Source organism: Streptomyces sp. CBMA152 (genome assembly GCF_014596475.1).
Taxonomy (GTDB): Bacteria; Actinomycetota; Actinomycetes; order Streptomycetales; family Streptomycetaceae; genus Streptomyces.
Window position 1 is genome coordinate 53,462 of record NZ_MECJ01000033.1, and the last position, 19,227, is coordinate 72,688.

The window sequence follows — 19,227 nt, forward strand, 5'->3', positions numbered from 1 at the left end:
GGGCGCGGGGAACTGCGCGACCAGCCCCCACCGGCCCGCAGCCGACCGAGGGGCCCGGGGCGCAGCCCCGGATCGGTGTAGGGACGGAGGGGGTGGGACCCGCTCATACTCCGGCACCCCCGCTCATCCGCACCCCACCCCACCTGCGAAAACAAGGCACCCCGTGCCCCATTCCGCGGCACCCTGTGCCGACTTTCCCGTTCTCGCGAAGTTTTTCGCTCAACACTTTGATCGATCATCGATCGTCGGCTTACAGTCAACGGCGGACTTACCCGGTCCACCGCCCTGTCCTGCCAGACAAGGCCCCTTTTTCTCCACCCCCCTCCAGTCCGGAAGGCGGCGATCATGACCGACCCCGTAGCCAAGTTTCCGAGCGAGCTCGACCAGCTCCCGGACCGTGACACCGAGGAGACCGCCGAGTGGGCGGCCTCCCTCGATGCCGTCGCCAAGGCCGCCGGCCCGCACCGGGCCGCGTATCTGATGCGCCGCACGCTCCAGCACGCCGAGGGTGCGGGCCTGGCCCTGCCCAAGCTGCTGGAGACGGACTACGTCAACACCATCCCCAGCTCCGCCGAGCCCGTCATCGACGGTGACGAGGAGATGGAGCGCCGGATCACGGCCTGGAACCGGTGGAACGCCGCCGCCATGGTCACCCGCGGCTCCAAGCACGGCGTCGGCGGCCACATAGCCACCTTCGCCTCCGCCGCCTGGCTTTACGAGACCGGCTTCAACCACTTCTTCCGTGGCAAGGAAGCAGACGGGTCCGGGGACCAGCTCTACATCCAGGGCCACGCCTCCCCCGGCATCTACGCCCGCGCCTTCCTCGACGGCCGACTCAACGAGACCCACCTCGACAACTTCCGGCAGGAGTCCGGCGGCAACGGCCTGCCCTCCTACCCGCACCCCCGTCGCCTCCCCTGGCTGTGGGAGTTCCCGACCGTCTCCATGGGTCTCGGTCCGCTCTCCGCCATTTACCAGGCTCGGTTCAACCGGTATCTCACCAACCGGAAGATCAAGGACGTCTCGGCGTCCCACGTCTGGGCCTTCCTCGGTGACGGCGAGATGGACGAGCCCGAGTCGACCGCCGCACTCGCGCTCGCCGCGCGTGAGGGCCTGGACAACCTGACCTTCGTCATCAACTGCAACCTGCAGCGCCTCGACGGTCCGGTCCGCGCCAACTTCAAGATCGTGCAGGAGCTGGAGGCCCAGTTCCGCGGTGCCGGCTGGAACGTCGTGAAGTCGCTGTGGGGCGGCGCCTGGGACGAGCTGTTCGCGCTCGACACCACCGGCGCCCTCGTCCGGCGCCTGCGCGAGGTCCCGGACGCGCAGGTCCAGACGTACCAGACCCGCGACGCCGCCTACATCCGCGAGGACTTCTTCGGCAAGGACGCGGCCCTCGTCGAGATGGCGAAGCTGCTCTCCGACGACAAGATCCTTGAGTGCTTCCACCTCTCGCGCGGTGGTCACGAGCCCCGCAAGGTGTACGCCGCGTACAAGGCCGCCCTCGAATTCAAGGGCGCGCCCAGCGTCATCCTGGCGCAGACCGTCAAGGGCTTCACCCTCGGTGAGGGCTTCGCGTCCAAGAACGCGAACCACCAGATGAAGAAGCTCTCCAACGACGAGTTCAAGAACATGCGGGATCTGCTGGACCTGCCTATCTCCGACTCTCAGTTCGTTGACGGCGTCGTGCCTTATGGCCACCCCGGTGCCGACTCCGCCGAGGTCCGCTACCTCCAGGAGCGGCGCGCCGCCCTCGGTGGTCCCGCCCCGGCCCGCCGCACCCACGCGCTCGCTCCGCTGCCCGCCCCGGCCGACAAGGCGTTCGCCGCCTTCGACAAGGGCTCCGGCAACCAGTCCATGGCCACCACCATGGCGTTCGTGCGGCTCGTCAAGGACCTCATCCGCGACAAGGAGACCGGCAAGCGCTGGGTCCCGATCGTCCCGGACGAGGCCCGTACGTTCGGTATGGAGTCGCTGTTCCCCTCGCTCGGCATCTACTCGCCGAAGGGCCAGACGTACGAGCCGGTCGACCGCGACCAGCTGATGTACTACCGCGAGGCCAAGGACGGCCAGATCCTCAACGAGGGGATCACCGAGGCCGGTTCGATGGCCGACTTCATCGCCGCCTCCAGCGCGTACTCCACGCACGGCGAAGCGATGATCCCGTTCTACATCTTCTACTCGATGTTCGGCTGGCAGCGCACCGCCGACCAGATGTGGCAGCTCGGCGACCAGCTGGGCCGCGGCTTCCTGGTGGGCGCCACCGCCGGTCGTACGACCCTGACCGGTGAGGGCCTGCAGCACGCCGACGGCCACTCGCCGGTGATCGCCGCGACCAACCCGGCGGCGCTGACGTACGACCCGGCGTTCGCGTACGAGATCGGCACCATCGTCAAGGACGGTCTGCGCCGGATGTACGGCGAGGCGGCCCCGGGCGAGGACCAGAACGTCTTCTACTACCTCACCGTCTACAACGAGCCCATGCCGCAGCCCGCCAAGCCGGCCGGGATCGACGAGGGCATCGTCAAGGGCCTCTACCGCTTCAACACGGCCGAGTCGGCCGGGCTGAACGTGGCCGGCGCCAACCCCGCGCGCATCCAGCTGCTCGGCTCCGGCACCGCGATCCACTGGACCCTTGAGGCCCAGAAGCTGCTCGCCGAGGAGTGGGGCGTGGCCGCCGATGTGTGGTCCGCGACCTCCTGGACCGAGCTGCGCCGCGACGCCCTGGAGGCGGACGCCGCGCTGCTGCGCGGCGAGGAGCGCGTGCCGTACGTACGCCAGGCGCTGGCCGGTGCCGAGGGCCCCGTCCTCGCGGTCAGCGACTACATGCGCCAGGTCCCGGACCAGATCGCGCAGTGGGTCGAGCAGGACTACTCCTCGCTCGGCGCCGACGGGTTCGGCCTCTCCGACACCCGTGACGCGGCCCGCCGCCACTTCGGCGTCGACGCCCAGTCGATCGTCGTCGCCGCCCTGGCCCAGCTGGCCCGCCGCGGCGAGGTCAAGGCCTCGTCCGTGAAGGAAGCCCGCGAGCGCTACGGGCTGTAAGCCCGACGCACCGAGTGCCCTCCTCTCCGTACGTACGGAGAGGAGGGCACTCGCGTATCCACCCTCCGAACTCCCGCACCCGGTGCGCCCAATGGCAGGCTTCGGCAGACAACTCTCCTTCATTGGCAGGCCGTTGTAGAGTGGAGGCGTGTCTGGAGACAGCGCGTCACCCGGCGGACAGCGGCGTCCGCGGGATGTGGTCGCGGACGGCCTGCGCGAGCACATCCTGGGCGGCGGCCTGCGCGTCGGCGCCCGGATCCCCACCCAGGCCGAGCTCTGCGAGCGGTACGACGTCTCGCGCGGCGCGGTGCGCGGCGCGCTCGTCCTGCTTGAGCAGGAGGGCCTGATCAAACGGGCCCAGCAGGGCACTCCCCCGACGGTGTCGCGGCCCCTCGCGACGGTGGGACACACCGTGCCCGGGACGCGCCGCCATTCGCCCCGCCCGGCCGGCATCTTCCTCGGCGAGCGCGTCGCGCAGTACTTCCACCAGGACGAGGTCACGATCGACGCGTACTGCCTCAACGGCGAGACGCTGGCATCCGCCCTGGCAGGCCCGTTGGTCGCGGTCGGCGCCGGGGGTCCCCGGCCGGGCCGGGTCGCGGTGCGCGTGCTGCTGCCGGACGCGGAGGCGCCGCTCGCGCTCCCGGCCGTCGTCGACGACCCGGAGAACAGCCGCCCGCGCGAGCGGCTGCGCGAGGCGACCGCCCATATTTACGGCTCGCTACGGCACTCGCTGCGGATGCTCAAGGTGCGCGGGCTGATCCCGGATGTATCGGTCGAGGCGCGGAAGGTCTCCATCACCCCGACCCAGAAGGTGTACATCCTCAACGGCGAGGAGGTTCTTGCCGGTCACTACCAAGTCCAGTCGCGCACCGTCGACCTCGACCGGGACCCGATCGAGATCTACGACATGCTCGGCGTGGAGGGCATGCTCTTCCGGCACACCGCGGTTGATGGTGACCATGTGACGGGTGCGTACGTCCAGCAGACCCAGCTGTGGTTCGACTCGCTGTGGGACACGATTGCGCGGCCGCTGGACAGCGGTTGACCGTATGACATGTGCGGGCCGTATGTGGCTGGTCGCGCAGTTCCCCGCGCCCCTCAAGTGACCCACTCAGCGTGCTGCTGCCATCAGTAGTACAACCACTACCGCCGCTACACACAGCAGCGTCCCCGACGATCGCGGCTCCTTCGGCTTGGCCGGGGTGCCCGACTCCTTCACCAGCAGCACCCCCAGCACCGCTCCGACCAACCCCGCCGGACCCAGCGCCGACGTCAACAGCCCCGCGTGCGACAGCAGTTCCCAAAAGATCTCCACTCGGGTCGCCCCCATGGCACCTCCTCCGGTCTTGGCCCGAAGCGGCCGCAATCTGTGCGATTGGCGGCCCATTGGCCGAGAGAATCTGTTCCCTTCTCCTACCCGGACCCAATGGCGGCCATCGGCGCCGCACTGGCTGCACATCGGTCAACCTGGGCCGGTCGCCCGGGCATCGCCCGTCCCCAACCGGTCAACCATCCGGTCAAGTACGGCAGTTGACCGGTGGACGCAGGTCTCTGTCCCTGACCGACCGGGAGTTGTAGCCTCGCGACGTGGAGATCCCCGAGCACCCCCGCTACCGCTCGGTCGCCGACGATCTGCGCCGACAGATCCGCGACGGCCGGCTGAACCCGGGCGATCTGCTGCCCAAGCAGCAGCAGTTGCAGCGGCGTTACGGGGTGGGGCGGGGCACCGTGCAGAGCGCGCTTCAGGTGCTGCGCGACGAGGGGCTGATCGACGAGGGCGTGCCGGGGCGGGCGGCCCGGGTTGCCAATCAGATGGCCAACCTCCAGCCATTGGCGTACTACATCGAACGCGCCTTCTCGGCCCGCCGGGTCTCGCTCGACGTGTGGTCGCTCGACACCGAGCAGCTGTCCCGGGCCGTGCAGAACGAGGCCGAGGCGATCCGGCAGGGGCGCAGGCCCAGCCCCGACTCGATCCGGGTGCGGGTGCTGCTGCCCGATCTGACCACCCGGCACCCGTTTCCGCGCGCGGTCGGCGACCCCGACGACATCCGGCCGCTGCTGCGGCTGCGCCATGTGATCCGTACGTACGCGGGAGCGCTTGAGCACTCGCTCACCCTGCTGGCCGAGGAGCGTCTGGTGGAACGGGTGTCGGTGGAGATCCGGGGGCTGCCGACGATTCCCGGCGAGAAGCGGTACATCATCAACGACGCCGAGATGATCACCGGCTACTACCGGCTGCGCGAGACCCGGATGCACAACAACCCGGACGGCGCCGCCATCGACGTACTGGAGCTGCACAGCGACGCGCTCTTCCCCTCGCCGCTGGACGCCAACGGGTCGAGCGCCCTGGAGCGGGCCCGCTTCGAGCAGATAAAGGTGTGGTTCGAGTCCCGCTGGGAGAACATCGCCGAGCCGCTGCCGCTGGGCGATTGAGCGGGTGGCGGGGCCGGTGGGGCGAGTGATCCGTTTCAGCCGCCCGAAGGGCTGATTTGTACGGCTCCGCGTGCGCGGCCCCCCGCGAGCCACGATGCTGGATCCCGTGATGGACGAGACGGAATTCTGGGAGCTGATCGACAGCACCCGTGCGGACGCCGAGGGCGACCCCGAAGACCATGCCGAGCTGCTGGTCGAGCGGCTGGTGCAGCTCGACCCGGATTCCGTCCTCGACTTCGCGCGGCACTTCGAGGCCCGCTACAACCGCGCCTACGCCTGGGATCTGTGGGGCGCGGCCGCCGTGCTGCTCGGCGGGGCCAGCGACGACGCGTTCGACTACTTCCGCTGCTGGCTGATCGGCCAGGGCCGAGAGGTCTTCGAGGGCTCACTGCACGACCCGGACGCGCTGGCCTCCCTCCTCGACGAGTTCGACGAGGAGATCGACGGTGACGGCGAGGACCTGGGGTACGCGGCGGACGAGGCGTACGAGCAGCTGACCGGGGTCGTCGCGCCGGACCTGGGCATCCCGCCGCAGCCCACCGAGCCGCTGGGCACCCCGATCGACTTCGAGGACGACAGCGCGCTGGCGGAACGGTTCCCCCGGCTGTGGGAACGATTCGGCACGCCGTAGCCGCTGGTGGTCAGCGCAGGGCCAGGGCCAGCAGCGCCACGTCGTCGTTCGCTCGCCCGGCGTATCGCGCGAGGTCGTCGCGTACCGCCTCGGTGAGCGCCACGAGCCCGTCGCGCGGGGCCAGCGCGGTCAGCCGGTCGGCGAGCGGATAGAAGACCCCGGCCCGGTCGCGGGCCTCGGTCACGCCGTCGGTGTACGCGAGGATCCGGTCGCCCGGCGCGAGGTCCACGCTCGTCTCCCCGGGCGGTTCGAGGCCCGCCAGGCCCAGGCCGAGCGGCGGCGCGGGCTCGGCGGCCAGCTCGTCGGCGGCGCCCCCGCGCAGCAGCAGCGCCGGTGGATGGCCGCAGCTCACCACGCGGACGACGCCGCCGTGCGGCGGGAACTCCAGGAGCAGCGCGGTGGCGAACAGCTCGCCGTGCCCGTCGGAGGCGGCGTCCACGACCAGGCGGCGGTCGAGGCGGGCGGCGACGGCCCGCAGCGTGGGCTCGTCGAGCACGGCCTCGCGGAAGGCACCGAGCAGCGCGGCCACCGTGCCGACCGCCGCGAGCCCGTGCCCCTGGACGTCGGCGACCACCGCCCGTACGCCGTACGGCCCCTCGCGTACGTCGTAGAAGTCGCCGCCCACCAGAGTGCCGCCCTGGGCGGGCTGGTAGAGACCGGCGCAGCGCACCGGACCCACGGCGTCCGGCAGTGGCGGGAGCACCGCGAGCTGGGCGGCCTCGGCGACCGTGCGGACCGTCACCAGCTGGTGGTCGCGGCGCTGGCGGACCCAGGCGACGACGATGCTGAAGGCCACGACGACCGCGATGGTGAGGATGTCACCGCCCTGCGGATACCAGTCACGGGTGTGCGGCAGCAGGACACCGGCGAAAGTAATGGCGGCAAGGACGACGGTGCCGATCGGGCCGTAGGCGAAGGCGGCGAGCGGTGGCACGGCCGCGAGGAAGTAGCCGAGCTCGACCCCGTTGGGGGTGCCGAGCTGGGCGGCCGTGATCCCGGCGAGGACCACCACCGGGACCGCCCGCTGCCACAGGGGCCGGGGCGCGACCGGCAGCAGTCCGGACGCGCCCTCGTCCGCCATCGCGAAGCTCCTCAGACGCCCGATCTATGCCGTTACCTCCCTTTCTACGTCACTCCGTGAGCGAGCGCCCCATCAGCACGTCGTCGACGTACTCGCCGTCCAGGAAGAACTCGCCGGGCAGCACGCCCTCGACCGCGAAGCCCTCCGACTCGTAGAGCTTGCGGGCCGGGGTGTTGTGGCCGAGGACGCGCAGGGTGAGGCGGCGCGCGCCCTGGCGGCGGGACTCGGTACCGGCCGCGCGCAGCAGCGCCCGGGCGAGTCCCCGCCCGCGCGCCCGGTCGGCGACGGCGAGGCCCTGGATCTGGCGGACATGGCTGTTGCAGAGGAGCGGGGTGGCCCGCGCGAGGCGCAGATATCCGGCGACACGGCCGTCGAGCTCGGCCACCAGGTAGTCCTCGGGCGGATGCCGGGCGTCGAAGAACGGCTCGTACGGTGGCTCCGGCCGGGGCTGCACGGAGTGCAGCGGCGACCAGGCGGCCCGGTCGAGTGCGGCGAGAGCGGTTTCGTCGGCGGTTCGTGCGCTGCGTATGAACGGCTCGGACATGGGGCCACTGTGCCAGGATCGACGGGCGGGGATCGACGGGCGGGGGGAGAATGCGGCATGCGGATCGCGATCACCGGCTCGACCGGGCTCATCGGAACGGCGCTGACGCGCTCACTGCGGGCGGACGGCCACGAGGTGGTGCGCCTGGTGCGCCGCCGGGCGCAGGGCCCCGACGAGGTCGAATGGGACCCGAAGCGGCAGTACGTGGACGCGGGCGCGCTCGCCGGGTGCGAGGCGGTGGTCCACCTGGCCGGTGCCGGGGTCGGTGACCGGCGCTGGACGGCCGCGTACAAGAAGGAGATCCGCGACAGCCGGGTGCTCGGCACGGCGGCCCTCGCCGAGGCGCTGGCCTCGCTGGACGCGCCGCCGAAGGTGCTGGTGTGCGGCACGGCGGTCGGCTACTACGGCGATACGGGCACGCGCGCGGTGGACGAGTCGGCGCCGCCCGGCGAGGGCTTCCTCGCGGGCGTGTGCGTGGAGTGGGAGGAGGCGGCGGCCCCGGCCGAAGAGGCGGGCATCCGGACGGTGTTCGCGCGCACGGGCCTGGTGGTGGCCCGCGAGGGCGGCGCCTGGGGCAAGCTGTTCCCGATCTTCCGCGCGGGGCTCGGCGGACGGATGGGGAACGGCCGCCAGTACTGGTCGTTCATCGCGCTGCACGACCACATCGGGGCGCTGCGGCATCTGATCGACACCCCGGAGCTGTCGGGCCCGGTCAACCTGACCGCCCCGGATCCGGTCACCAACCGCGAGGCGACGGCGGCGATGTCGCGCGTCCTGCACCGCCCGGCGCTCTTCCCGGTCCCGGCCGTCGCGCTGCGCCTGGTCCTGGGCGACTTCGCCGAGGACGTCCTGGGCAGCCAACGCGTGCTCCCCCAGCGCCTGTTGGACTCGGGCTTCCGCTTCGCGTTCCCGACGGTGGACGAGGCGATCGGGGCGGCGCTGCGCAAGTAACGGTCCTGAGGGTGGCGGCCTCCCCGGGACGGACGGCGTGCGCCCGCATGCTCCGGTGCCCTGCTTCATGCGCGACCCTCCGATTCGACCGCGCTTTCTACTCTCTCCCCGAACTCCTGCATTTCGTAGGCCCGTTGGGGGCATGAGGCCTCCACCTAGCCGCGCCGACCTCTGGGAGGGGCACGTGCTCAGCACCGCGCACCATGCGGACGTCGTCATCGTCGGAGCCGGCCTCGCGGGCCTGTCAGCCGCGCATCAGCTGACCGGCGCGGGAGTGACGGTCATGGTTCTGGAGGCCGCCGGGGAGGTGGGCGGGCGGATGTCCACGGAGCACGTGGACGGCTTCCGCCTCGACCGGATCGGCCAGTTGCTCTCCACCTCGTATCCGGAGCTGGCCCGCTCGCCCGGCCTGGAGGGGCTTGCCCTGAGCGCGTTCTCGCCCGGGGTGCTCGTCCACAGCGCGGGGCGGCACTACCGGGCCGGCGCGCCCCGGAGCGCGCGGGGCGCACTGGCTGCGGCGCGCGCCCTCGCGAGCGCCCCCCGGGGAACGGCCCGGGGAGCCGCGCGAGGAGTGCCCAGAAGTGCCGCTCGGGGCGCTGTGCGGGGTGCACCCACCCCGCTGGGCGGCGCGCTCGACCAGGCCCGCCTCGGCGCCGCCCTGGCCCGGCTCGCCGCGACCCCGGTCGAGCGGCTGCTGACCCGGCCCGAACTGCCCATCGGGACCGCCCTGAAGACCCGCGGCCTGCCCACCCGCACCCTGGACGGGTTCGTGCGGCCGCTGCTGTCCGCGCTGCTCTGCGACCCGGACCTCACCACGTCGAGCCGGTGCGCCGACCTCGCGCTGCGCGGCTTCGCACGCGGGCGGCTGTGCGTGCCGTCGGGGGGCGCGTCCGTGTTCCCCGAACTCCTGGCGGCCGCGCTGCCGCCGGGCACGGTCCGTACGAACGTGAAGGTCACCTCCGTCGCCACGACCTCCGTGAGCACCGCCGACCACGGTGTCATCGGCTGCCGTTCCCTGCTGCTCGCCACCGACGCGCGCGCCGCCGCCGAACTGCTGCCCGGGCTGCGCGTGCCCGCGTTCCACCCGATCACCGTGCTGCACCACACGGCACCCGAGCCACCGCTGACCGACCCCGCGCTGCTGCTCGACGCGGACCGGGCCGGGCCGGTGGCGTACACGGCGGTGATGAGCGAGGTCGACCCGGCGCGCGCGCCGCGCGGCCGCGCCCTGATCAGCTCCACGGTCCTGGGCACACCGCCGCCGGACCTGGAGGCGGCGGTCCTGCGCCATCTGGCCCGGCTGTACGGGACGTCGACGGACGGCTGGGACCTGCTGGCCGTGCGCCACACCCCGGAGGCGGTCCCGGCGATGCCCGCGCCGCACGACGTACGCCGTCCGGTGCGGGTCCTGGCCGGTCTGTACGTCTGCGGCGACCACCGCGACACGAGTACGGTCCAGGGCGCGCTGTACTCGGGCCGCAGGGCCGCCCACGCGATCCTCACCGACCTGGGCCGCAGGCCGGCGGAGCCGGAGGTACCGGTGATCAGGGCCGCCTGAGCGGGCGCGGTCTTTCGGCTGCGGACCGTGCTGGGTTGCTCGCGCAGTTCCCCGCGCCCCTTGATGGGCCCTTCGGGCCCTCCTACGGGTGCGGGGAACTGCGCGAGCCACGGGCTACCCCAGCGCCGCGACCCGATCGCGATACGTCCGTACCGCCGCCGCGTCCCGATACGGTTCGAGCCGGCGCTCGAAGTCGCGTACGTACTCCGTGGCCCGAACCGACCGCATCTCGCTCGCCTGCTGCGCCGCCTCCGCGGCCAGCGCGCAGGCCTGGTCGAGTTCGCCGAGGCCGAGCCGGGCGGACGCGAGGACCACCCGGCAGAACAGGCGCGAGCGGGCGTACGCGGGCGCGCGCAGTTGCAGCGAGCGCTCCGCGTGCTGCGCGGCCGCCCGGTACTGCTGAAGATCCCGGTGGCAGTGCCCGAACTCGTCGGCCAGCTGCGCCTCGTCGAAGAACCGTGCCCAGTGCGGCACGTCGTCGCCGGGCCGGGCCGTCTCCATCGCCCGTTCCGCCCGCACAAGGGAGGCGGTGCAGGCCCGGATCTCGCCGAGCACCCCGTGCCCGCGCGCCTCCACGGAGTTGAGCATCGCCTGCACCACCGGCGGCGCCGAGGAGCCGACGCCCTGCTGGGCGACCCGCGCCAGCTGGACCGCCTCCCGGCCGTGGCCGAGGTAGACGGCCTGCCGGCTCATCGTGACCAGCACGTACGACCCGTACGCCCGGTCGCCCGCCGCCTGCGCCAGGCGCAGCGCCTGCACGAAGTAGCGCTGGGCCAGACCGTGCGCCGCGATGTCGTACGAGGTCCAGCCCGCGAGCCGGGTGAGGTCGGCGGCCGCCGCGAAGAGCCTGCGGCCGGTGGTCTCCCCGTACGAGCCGCGCAGCATCGGCTCGGCCTCGTGCTCCAGGTACCGCACCAGGGCCTGGCGCGCGTGGCCGCCGCCGTAGGCGTGGTCCAGAGTGCGGAAGAGCTCGCCGACGGATCGCAGGGCCGCGATGTCGCCGCTGGTCACACGCTGTCCGGGGCCCCGGTCGGAGCTCCGCTGGCGCGGCACGCTGGGCCGCCCCTGGCTGGGGATGCGGGGCCCTGGGGTAGCCGCCGCCTCGCCCGCGAAGCGCGGGGACGGGTCGCCGTGGCCGACCCGTTCGTCCGCCCGTCCGATCAGCCAGTCCCGGCTCGGGACGACCAGACCGGCCGGGGTGAACGCGATCTTCCGCAGCTCGATATGGCTGCCGGAGTCCTTGCGCCACAGACCGCTGACGATGTCGACGGCCTCCTCCGGTGTCGCGGCGAACTCCAGGCCCGCGTAGACCGGGGCGCAGGCGTCGAGCCCCAGGTCCTGGGCCGATAGCCGGCGCCCAAGGCGCCGGGTGAACACCTCGGCGATCAGCGCCGGCGTGGTGCCGCGTGGCTGCTGCCCGCGCAGCCACCTCGTCACCGACGTCTTGTCGTACCGCAGATCCAGGCCGTGCTCCAGGCCGAGCTGGTCCACACGGCGGGCTAGGCCCGCGTTCGAGAACCCGGCCTCCGCGATGAGCGCGGCGAGCTGGCGGTTGGGGGTGCGCTGCGCGGGTCGTTCCGTCATCAGCTGTGCGTTCTCCTGCCTTCCGGGCCAAGCGGGCAGCCCTCATGGAACGGGGGGAATTTAGCGGCCGATACCGCCCGGACCGCCACCTACGCCCCGCATTCATCCGATCGTGTGAGGAGGTGCCGTTTCTGCCCGGCTCCCGGTGCCGTCGAACGCGGCCGTACAGTGGCTGGGGCGCATGTATGCACTGGGTGAGGAGCCGGCGTGAACGAGCTGCGATTTGTCCGACTGGGTTTCGGCGACGACGCGGTCGAATACCAGGAGGCCTGGGACGAGCAGCGACGGGTGCACGCGGCCCGGTTCGCCGACGAGCTCCCGGACACCTGTCTGCTCCTTGAGCACCCGCCCGTCTACACGGCGGGCCGGCGCACGGACCCCAGCGAGCGCCCCCTGGACGGCACCCCGGTCGTGGACGTCGACCGCGGCGGCAAGATCACCTGGCACGGCCCGGGCCAGCTGGTCGGCTACCCGATCCAGAAGCTGCCGCGCCCGGTGGACGTGGTCGCGCATGTGCGCCGTCTGGAGGAGGCCCTGATCCGTACGGCCGCCGAGTTCGGCCTGGCGACCACCCGGATCGAGGGCCGCAGCGGCGTGTGGGTGCTCGGCGACCCCATCGAGCAGCGCCCCAAGCTCGGCGGCCTGGCCCTCGACTTCGACCCCCGGCTCACCGACGACGAGTTCGACGCGCGTCTGAACGGCCCCGAATACGCGCCCTCCAACGCGGGCCAGCGCCGCGAGGACCGCAAGCTCGCGGCGATCGGCATCCGCGTCGCCAAGGGCGTCACCATGCACGGCTTCGCGCTGAACGTGAACCCGGACAACACCTGGTTCGACAGGATCGTGCCGTGCGGCATCCGCGACGCGGGCGTGACCTCGCTCTCGTACGAACTGGGCCGCGAGATCACGATCGCCGACGTCCTGCCGGTGATCGAGAAGCACCTCAAGGACATCCTGGAGAACGCGGAACTGGCGCCCCGGGAGATCGAGGCGGCTACCGCCTAGTACGCCCCGGGCGCACCCCGTACGGGAATGCGCCCCTCTGGCCATGGGTTGGCCAGACGTAATGCCACGCAAATAACGGGCGTACCCTGGTGTCCGCCGAAGAATCGAAGTCATAGGGAGCACGTCGTGTCCGCAGTCGCACCCGACGGACGCAAGATGCTGCGCCTGGAGGTCCGGAACAGCCAGACCCCCATCGAGCGCAAGCCCGAGTGGATCAAGACCCGGGCGAAGATGGGCCCCGAGTACACCAAGATGCAGAGCCTGGTGAAGAGCGAGGGGCTGCACACGGTCTGCCAGGAGGCGGGCTGTCCCAACATCTTCGAGTGCTGGGAGGACCGCGAGGCCACGTTCCTCATCGGCGGCGACCAGTGCACGCGGCGCTGTGACTTCTGCCAGATCGACACGGGCAAGCCCGAGGCGCTGGACCGCGACGAGCCCCGCCGCGTCGGCGAGTCCGTCGTCACGATGGACCTGAACTACGCCACGATCACCGGCGTCGCCCGCGACGACCTGGCCGACGGCGGCGCCTGGCTGTACGCGGAGACCGTGCGCCAGATCCACGCGCAGACGGCGGACCGCGCCGAGGGCCGCACCAAGGTCGAGCTCCTGGCGCCCGACTTCAACGCGGTCCCCGAGCAACTGGCCGAGGTCTTCTCGTCCCGCCCGGAGGTCTTCGCGCACAACGTCGAGACGGTGCCGCGCATCTTCAAGCGGATCCGTCCCGGCTTCCGCTACGAGCGCTCGCTCGACGTCATCACCCAGGCGCGCGACTACGGCCTGGTGACCAAGTCGAACCTCATCCTCGGCATGGGCGAGACCCGCGAGGAGGTCAGCGAGGCGCTGCAGCACCTGCACGACGCGGGCTGCGAGCTGATCACCATCACGCAGTACCTGCGCCCGTCGGTGCGCCACCACCCCGTGGAGCGCTGGGTGAAGCCGCAGGAGTTCGTGGAGCTCAAGGAGGAGGCCGACGAGATCGGCTTCTCCGGTGTGATGTCGGGCCCGCTGGTCCGCTCCTCGTACCGCGCGGGCCGGCTGTTCCAGCAGGCGATGGAGGCACGCGGCGAGACGGTGGCCGCACCGACCCTGTGACAGCCCGCACCGCATAGCGGAGCGCGTGGCGGCGGCAGCGTGTGAATTCGCGCACAAGCGGCTACCGGCCGGTAATGGCCGATTCGACGCGGCTCGTACATCCCTCGCAGGTAGGAGGCATGTGCGGGCCGCGTCAGCGTTTTACCGAGGCGCGTCAAGGTTTCATAGGTGTTTGACCGTCCGGACACGCCCTGGTAACACCAATCAGTGACCCTGGCTTTACGCACCGCTCATGCTCCACTCGTGCACGCTCCACGGCGCACACCCCGAATGTGCGCACGCCCCCGTTGCCCGTCCTAGGGAGGAACCGCCACCATGCAGGCCGCGACGACCGTACGCGCCACCGCGCTCCCGTCCGTGACCGACGCACTGCGGGCCATGGAGTCCTTCCTGATGGCCGCGGGCCAGCGCACCGCCCGCCGCAACGCCTGGACGGCGGTCCTGGAGGACCGGCGCCGGGCCAAGGACCGCACCGAGGCCCTCCATGTACTGGAGGCCGTGGCTACCCGTCCCTCGTGAGCCACGTAAACTTCGGTTTATGGCGAGGAAGGAAAACGCAGACAACGCTGCGGACCCCGGGCGACTCAAGCAGATCGCCCTGACTTACAAGATGACCCGCAAGGCCGACCCGAAGGTCGGTCTCGTCGTCGCGGCAGTGGGAATCGTCACCTTCGGTGCTTTCCTCGCGTTCGGCTTCTGGCTCGGTCACCCCATCTACCTGGGCATTCTCGGCTTCCTGCTGGCCTTCCTCGCCATGGCGATCGTCTTCGGACGCCGTGCCGAGCGCGCTGCCTTCGGGCAGATGGAAGGCCAGCCGGGGGCCGCGGCCGCGGTGCTCCAGAACATCGGCCGCGGCTGGACGACGACCCCGGCGGTGGCGATGAACCGCAGCCAGGACGTCGTGCACCGGGCGGTCGGCAAGGCCGGCATCGTGCTGGTGGCCGAGGGCAACCCGAACCGGGTGAAGTCGCTGCTGGCAGCCGAGAAGAAGAAGATGGCCCGGATCGTGGTGGACGTACCCGTCCACGACGTCATGGTCGGCGACGGCGAGGGCCAGGTGCCGCTCAAGAAGCTCCGCACCACCCTGCTGAAGCTCCCGCGCGTCCTGGCGGGCCCGCAGGTGACGGCGGCCAACGACCGGCTGCGCGCGATGGGCGATCTCATGAGCAACATGCCGCTTCCCAAGGGGCCGATGCCCAAGGGGATGCGGATGCCGCGCGGCGGAAAGGCGCGCTAGGTTTTTTTGCCTGTACGTACGAGAAAAGGGCGGCCCGGACCACATTGGTCCTGGGTCGCCCTTTTCTCGTACGTACGCCACTGAGCTGCAACGACTCCTGTGGGAGTGCCCTTGGGAGTGGTCTCGGCTGCGGGTCGTGCAGGGCTGGGCGCGCAGTTCCCCGCGCCCCTGGAAGGCGCCCCTTCGGGGCGCCCCATGGGCTAGATCCGGACCTGAATGGCGCGGGAGAGGCGGTCGTGGAGGCCTCGGCCGTCTCGGTCCCAGATCAGGGCGGGGAGGGCCAGGCAGAGGAGGACGCTGCGCAGGAGGGCGCGGGGGAAGCTGAGGCGGCCGCCGTCCTCGGCGATCAGGCGCAGGCCCAGGATGCGCTTGCCGGGGGTGAAGCCGACCGTGCCGACGGTCAGGATGCTCAGCACCAGGAAGACGACGAGCGCCCAGTTGTTGGTCGAGTGGACGCTGCGGTGCGCGATGAGCCCGTATGCGATCAGTGCGCACAGCGACCAGTCGATGAAGATGGCGCCGAAGCGCCGACCCAGGGGGGCGATGGAGCCCGGCCCCTCCTCCGGCAGACCGAGCTGTTCGCCCCGGTAGCCGAAGTCGACGCCCATCTCCTCGGCCGCCGCCTTGGGCCCGGAGAGCCACGATCCCATTGCTTGCCTCTTGTCCACCCCTCCACGGTACCGGCCGGTGTTTCGAGGGCGGTCCCCGGGATGGGACAGAGGCCCCGAATTATCCGATTTATACGGGTCATGATGCGCCGCCTACCCCGGGCCCGGTTAACTTGGGCGAAACAAACGGGTCACGCTTGAGAAATCCCGTCTGCCTATGGTCGGGTCGAGCGTGTGCCACCGCACTGGCCGCACGACCGAGCTGCAACCCCGCCCTCCCCCGGGTGGGAGTAGGAGGAGTTGGATGTTCCAGAACGCCGACGACGCGAAGAAGTTCATCGCGGACGAGGACGTGAAGTTCGTTGACGTCCGTTTCTGCGACCTGCCGGGCGTGATGCAGCACTTCACGATTCCCGCGAAGGCGTTCGACCCGAACGAGGAGCTGGCGTTCGACGGCTCCTCGATCCGCGGGTTCCAGGCCATCCACGAGTCCGACATGGCGCTGCGCGCGGACCTGTCGACGGCGCGTCTGGACCCGTTCCGTCGCGACAAGACGCTGAACATCAACTTCTTCATCCACGACCCGATCACGGGTGAGCAGTACAGCCGCGACCCGCGCAACATCGCCAAGAAGGCCGAGGCCTACCTCGCGTCGACCGGCATCGCGGACACCGCGTACTTCGGTCCCGAGGCGGAGTTCTACGTCTTCGACTCGGTGCGCTTCGAGACGTCGGCGAACCAGGGCTTCTACCACATCGACTCCGAGGCCGGCGCCTGGAACACCGGTGCGGAGAACGACAACCGCGGCTACAAGGTCCGCTACAAGGGCGGCTACTTCCCGGCCCCGCCGGTCGACCACTTCGCCGACCTGCGCGCCGAGATCTCCCTGGAGCTGGAGGCGTCCGGCCTCCAGGTCGAGCGCCAGCACCACGAGGTGGGCACGGCCGGCCAGGCGGAGATCAACTACAAGTTCAACACGCTGCTGGCCGCGGCCGACGACCTGATGCTCTTCAAGTACATCGTGAAGAACGTCGCCTGGCGCAACGGCAAGACCGCGACCTTCATGCCGAAGCCGATCTTCGGCGACAACGGCTCGGGCATGCACGTCCACCAGTCCCTGTGGACCGGCGGCGAGCCCCTGTTCTACGACGAGCAGGGCTACGCGGGCCTGTCGGACACCGCGCGCTACTACATCGGCGGCATCCTGAAGCACGCCCCGTCGCTGCTGGCCTTCACCAACCCGACGGTGAACTCGTACCACCGCCTGGTCCCCGGCTTCGAGGCCCCGGTCAACCTGGTCTACTCGCAGCGCAACCGCTCCGCCGCGATGCGCATCCCGATCACGGGCTCGAACCCGAAGGCGAAGCGCGTGGAGTTCCGCGCGCCGGACCCGTCGTCGAACCCGTACCTCGCCTTCTCGGCCCTCCTCCTCGCGGGCCTCGACGGCATCAAGAACAAGATCGAGCCGGCCGAGCCGATCGACAAGGACCTCTACGAGCTCGCCCCCGAGGAGCACGCGGGCGTCCCCCAGGTCCCGACCTCCCTCCCGGCGGTACTGGAGGCCCTGGAGGCCGACAACGAGTACCTCCAGGCGGGCGGCGTCTTCACGTCCGACCTGATCGAGACGTGGATCGACTACAAGCGCACGGCGGAGATCGCCCCGATCCAGCTCCGCCCGCACCCGCACGAGTTCGAGCTGTACTTCGACATCTAAGCCGGACCGAAGTCCGCGCTCGCGTGATGCTCAGGCCGTCGGCCGTGTTTCTTCCCCCCGGAAGACACGGCCGACGGCCTTTTGCGTGGGGCCGCCCGGGCCTGAATTCGACGCCCCCGTACCCCTCTTGACGACATACGGTGCCGCGCCCGCCAACAGGCGCGGCACCGCCTCCGCGTCAGCGGCCGTAGCGGATCAGTGCTCGGACCATCCGGCACGTCGTGTCGGACGGCGGGTGGACTCCGATCAGCTCCGCCGTCGTGCGTATCTTGCGGTTGGGGGCCTGCTCGGGCTGGTACACGCCGGTGTCGAGCAGGGCGATGGCCAGGCGCATCGCCTTGAGGCGCCTGTTGTGCGTCTCGTACCACACGCGCGGACGCCCGGCGGGCAGCGGCACCTTTTTCAGGGACAGCAGGGACAGCTGTTGCGGGGTGTGCGAAGTGAGTACGGCAGCGGCCATGGGCATCCTCCTGGGCAGTCGGGAACCCTCACGAACTGCCTCAATTTTACTGCCCACCACTGACAATCGGCCCGGCTGGAAGGGCTGTTGGGATAGTCCGTTTGCGCTGGCCAGAGGGCGTTGGACGCCGTCCCGGGCGCCCCTCCAGCGGTACCTTGTCCCGCATGGAGATCTGGATCAACCCCGCCTGTTCCAAGTGCCGCAGCGCCATCCAACTGCTCGACGCCGAGGGCGCCTCGTACACCGTCCGCCGCTACCTCGACGACGTGCCGTCCGAGGACGAGATCCGCGCCGTACTCGACCGGCTCGGGCTGGAGCCGTGGGACATCACGCGTACGCAGGAGGCCGAGGCCAAGGAGCTCGGGGTGAAGGAGTGGCCGCGTGACGCGGGGGCGCGCGAGCGCTGGGTCGCGGCGCTCGCCGCGCACCCGAAGCTCATCCAGCGCCCGATCATCACGGCGGACGACGGTACGGCGGTGGTCGCCCGCACGGACGACGCCGTACGGGACGCGCTCTCCCGGTAACCGTCCCCACCAGCCGCCCCGGAGGCCGTCAGCGGACTCGCTCGTCCGTGCCCGCGACCTTGCGCGCGGTCACGTTCAGCCGGTTCCACGTGTTGATCGTGAAGATCAGCGCGAGCAGCCCGCCGAGCTCCTGCTCGCTGAACTCCTCGGCCGCCTCCTCGAACACCTCGTCCTCCACACCCCCGTCGGCTATCAGCGTGACCGCCTCGGTGAGGGCGAGGGCCGCGCGCTCCGGCGGCGTGAAGAAGTGCGGGGCCTCGCGCCACACGCCGACCATGTGCAGCCGCTCCGGGTCCTCGCCCGCCTTGCGCGCGTCGCTGACGTGCATGTGAAGGCAGTACGCGCAGCTGTTGAGCTGCGAGGCGCGGATCTGCACCAGCTCCACCAGGGCCGGGTCGAGGTGCTCGGTGGCCGCCGCGTTCAGGGCGATGATCGCCTTGAACGCCTTCGGGTTCGCCTTGGCGAAGTCGATACGGACCGGGGTCTCGGCCGCCGCGCGAGCCACGGCCCCGTTGATCGTCGCGGCCATGGCCTCGGTCGTGATCGTGGTCGTGGTCATCGTCTGCGTGTTCTGCGTCGTCGTCATGATCATGAATCTACGGGAGCATGCGACCCGCCCACAGGTGCATTTTCGATGCGGAAACGTGGGTCAATTCAAGGGTCGATTCTGCGGGCCCCTGAGCCCCACCCCCCTCCCCCGGTTGTCATCCTTTCGGTCAGATCAACCAGTACTTAACGGGGACGATCCGGGCGAAAC

19 protein-coding genes are annotated in these 19,227 nt (G+C 70.9%); 12 read left to right on the forward strand and 7 right to left on the reverse strand.

Features of this window, described 5'->3' with window-relative positions; all coding sequences use genetic code 11:
- Positions 1-345: 345 nt before the first annotated feature.
- Entirely contained in the window at positions 346-3,045 is a 2,700-nt protein-coding gene (gene aceE / locus BG418_RS33255) for a pyruvate dehydrogenase (acetyl-transferring), homodimeric type (protein ID WP_188277783.1), read from the forward strand.
- Positions 3,046-3,193: 148 nt separating this feature from the next.
- Positions 3,194-4,093 (forward strand): winged helix-turn-helix domain-containing protein, encoded by a 900-nt coding sequence (locus tag BG418_RS40670; protein ID WP_317453844.1) that lies wholly within the window; start codon positions 3,194-3,196, stop codon positions 4,091-4,093.
- 66 nt (positions 4,094-4,159) lie between these two features.
- On the opposite strand, the gene BG418_RS33265 is transcribed toward BG418_RS40670, so the two are convergent.
- Positions 4,160-4,378, reverse strand: a complete 219-nt coding sequence (locus BG418_RS33265; RefSeq protein ID WP_188277784.1) for a hypothetical protein — start codon at positions 4,376-4,378, stop codon at positions 4,160-4,162.
- Positions 4,379-4,635: 257 nt separating this feature from the next.
- On the opposite strand from BG418_RS33265, the gene BG418_RS33270 reads away from it, so the two are divergent.
- Together BG418_RS33270 and BG418_RS33275 are read left to right on the forward strand one after the other, a co-directional pair.
- Entirely contained in the window at positions 4,636-5,481 is an 846-nt protein-coding gene (locus BG418_RS33270; protein WP_188277785.1) for a winged helix-turn-helix domain-containing protein, read from the forward strand.
- 109 nt (positions 5,482-5,590) lie between these two features.
- Positions 5,591-6,112 carry a DUF4240 domain-containing protein gene (locus tag BG418_RS33275; protein ID WP_188277786.1) on the forward strand — a complete coding sequence of 174 codons (522 nt, stop codon included), beginning with the start codon at positions 5,591-5,593 and terminating at the stop codon, positions 6,110-6,112.
- A gap of 10 nt (positions 6,113-6,122) precedes the next feature.
- Here BG418_RS33275 and BG418_RS33280 read toward each other — a convergent pair whose 3' ends face one another.
- Both BG418_RS33280 and BG418_RS33285 read right to left on the reverse strand, forming a co-directional pair.
- Positions 6,123-7,193 carry a PP2C family protein-serine/threonine phosphatase gene (locus tag BG418_RS33280; protein WP_188277787.1) on the reverse strand — a complete coding sequence of 357 codons (1,071 nt, stop codon included), beginning with the start codon at positions 7,191-7,193 and terminating at the stop codon, positions 6,123-6,125.
- A gap of 49 nt (positions 7,194-7,242) precedes the next feature.
- Positions 7,243-7,737 (reverse strand): GNAT family N-acetyltransferase, encoded by a 495-nt coding sequence (locus tag BG418_RS33285; protein ID WP_188277788.1) that lies wholly within the window; start codon positions 7,735-7,737, stop codon positions 7,243-7,245.
- Positions 7,738-7,794: 57 nt separating this feature from the next.
- On the opposite strand from BG418_RS33285, the gene BG418_RS33290 reads away from it, so the two are divergent.
- Complete coding sequence (locus BG418_RS33290) at positions 7,795-8,688, forward strand: TIGR01777 family oxidoreductase (protein ID WP_188277789.1); 894 nt, start codon at positions 7,795-7,797, stop codon at positions 8,686-8,688.
- A gap of 184 nt (positions 8,689-8,872) precedes the next feature.
- On the forward strand, positions 8,873-10,246 hold the full coding sequence (locus tag BG418_RS33295; protein WP_188277790.1) for an NAD(P)/FAD-dependent oxidoreductase: 1,374 nt from the start codon (positions 8,873-8,875) through the stop codon (positions 10,244-10,246).
- 114 nt (positions 10,247-10,360) lie between these two features.
- On the opposite strand, the gene BG418_RS33300 is transcribed toward BG418_RS33295, so the two are convergent.
- Positions 10,361-11,830, reverse strand: coding sequence for a regulator (locus BG418_RS33300; protein WP_188277791.1), 1,470 nt, complete (start codon positions 11,828-11,830; stop codon positions 10,361-10,363).
- Positions 11,831-12,037: 207 nt separating this feature from the next.
- Here BG418_RS33300 and lipB point away from each other — a divergent pair, with 207 nt between their 5' ends.
- From lipB to BG418_RS33320, 4 genes are all read left to right on the forward strand, one after another.
- A complete protein-coding gene (gene lipB / locus BG418_RS33305) occupies positions 12,038-12,835 on the forward strand; it encodes a lipoyl(octanoyl) transferase LipB (RefSeq protein ID WP_188277792.1) in 798 nt (265 codons plus the stop codon).
- Between the two features lie 126 nt (positions 12,836-12,961).
- Entirely contained in the window at positions 12,962-13,927 is a 966-nt protein-coding gene (gene lipA / locus BG418_RS33310; protein WP_188277793.1) for a lipoyl synthase, read from the forward strand.
- Positions 13,928-14,242: 315 nt separating this feature from the next.
- The gene (locus BG418_RS33315; RefSeq protein WP_188277794.1) at positions 14,243-14,446 is read left to right on the forward strand and encodes a hypothetical protein; all 204 of its coding nucleotides are present in this window, start codon (positions 14,243-14,245) and stop codon (positions 14,444-14,446) included.
- A gap of 19 nt (positions 14,447-14,465) precedes the next feature.
- Positions 14,466-15,164 carry a DUF4191 domain-containing protein gene (locus BG418_RS33320; RefSeq protein ID WP_188277795.1) on the forward strand — a complete coding sequence of 233 codons (699 nt, stop codon included), beginning with the start codon at positions 14,466-14,468 and terminating at the stop codon, positions 15,162-15,164.
- A 200-nt stretch (positions 15,165-15,364) separates the two neighbouring features.
- On the opposite strand, the gene BG418_RS33325 is transcribed toward BG418_RS33320, so the two are convergent.
- A complete protein-coding gene (locus tag BG418_RS33325; RefSeq protein WP_188277796.1) occupies positions 15,365-15,832 on the reverse strand; it encodes an RDD family protein in 468 nt (155 codons plus the stop codon).
- A 244-nt stretch (positions 15,833-16,076) separates the two neighbouring features.
- Between BG418_RS33325 and glnA the strand changes: the two genes are divergently transcribed.
- Complete coding sequence (gene glnA, locus BG418_RS33330; protein WP_188277797.1) at positions 16,077-17,486, forward strand: type I glutamate--ammonia ligase; 1,410 nt, start codon at positions 16,077-16,079, stop codon at positions 17,484-17,486.
- A gap of 178 nt (positions 17,487-17,664) precedes the next feature.
- Here the strand turns inward: glnA and BG418_RS33335 are convergent, their stop codons facing one another.
- Positions 17,665-17,946, reverse strand: coding sequence for a hypothetical protein (locus BG418_RS33335; RefSeq protein WP_188277798.1), 282 nt, complete (start codon positions 17,944-17,946; stop codon positions 17,665-17,667).
- A 164-nt stretch (positions 17,947-18,110) separates the two neighbouring features.
- Here BG418_RS33335 and BG418_RS33340 point away from each other — a divergent pair, with 164 nt between their 5' ends.
- Positions 18,111-18,470: an arsenate reductase family protein gene (locus tag BG418_RS33340; RefSeq protein WP_188277799.1), complete on the forward strand. Its 360-nt coding sequence runs from the start codon at positions 18,111-18,113 to the stop codon at positions 18,468-18,470.
- Between the two features lie 28 nt (positions 18,471-18,498).
- Here the strand turns inward: BG418_RS33340 and BG418_RS33345 are convergent, their stop codons facing one another.
- Complete coding sequence (locus tag BG418_RS33345; protein WP_188277800.1) at positions 18,499-19,062, reverse strand: carboxymuconolactone decarboxylase family protein; 564 nt, start codon at positions 19,060-19,062, stop codon at positions 18,499-18,501.
- Positions 19,063-19,227 lie beyond the last annotated feature (165 nt).

Coding starts and splice junctions, on each gene's coding strand:
- aceE (WP_188277783.1), top strand. CDS start 346: ATGACCGACCCCGTAGCCAAGTTTCCGAGCGAGCTCGACCAGCTCCCG.
- BG418_RS33265 (WP_188277784.1), bottom strand. CDS start 4,378: ATGGGGGCGACCCGAGTGGAGATCTTTTGGGAACTGCTGTCGCACGCG.
- BG418_RS33275 (WP_188277786.1), top strand. CDS start 5,591: ATGGACGAGACGGAATTCTGGGAGCTGATCGACAGCACCCGTGCGGAC.
- BG418_RS33280 (WP_188277787.1), bottom strand. CDS start 7,193: ATGGCGGACGAGGGCGCGTCCGGACTGCTGCCGGTCGCGCCCCGGCCC.
- BG418_RS33285 (WP_188277788.1), bottom strand. CDS start 7,737: ATGTCCGAGCCGTTCATACGCAGCGCACGAACCGCCGACGAAACCGCT.
- BG418_RS33290 (WP_188277789.1), top strand. CDS start 7,795: ATGCGGATCGCGATCACCGGCTCGACCGGGCTCATCGGAACGGCGCTG.
- BG418_RS33300 (WP_188277791.1), bottom strand. CDS start 11,830: ATGACGGAACGACCCGCGCAGCGCACCCCCAACCGCCAGCTCGCCGCG.
- BG418_RS33315 (WP_188277794.1), top strand. CDS start 14,243: ATGCAGGCCGCGACGACCGTACGCGCCACCGCGCTCCCGTCCGTGACC.
- BG418_RS33320 (WP_188277795.1), top strand. CDS start 14,466: ATGGCGAGGAAGGAAAACGCAGACAACGCTGCGGACCCCGGGCGACTC.
- glnA (WP_188277797.1), top strand. CDS start 16,077: ATGTTCCAGAACGCCGACGACGCGAAGAAGTTCATCGCGGACGAGGAC.
- BG418_RS33335 (WP_188277798.1), bottom strand. CDS start 17,946: ATGGCCGCTGCCGTACTCACTTCGCACACCCCGCAACAGCTGTCCCTG.
- BG418_RS33340 (WP_188277799.1), top strand. CDS start 18,111: ATGGAGATCTGGATCAACCCCGCCTGTTCCAAGTGCCGCAGCGCCATC.
- BG418_RS33345 (WP_188277800.1), bottom strand. CDS start 19,062: ATGATCATGACGACGACGCAGAACACGCAGACGATGACCACGACCACG.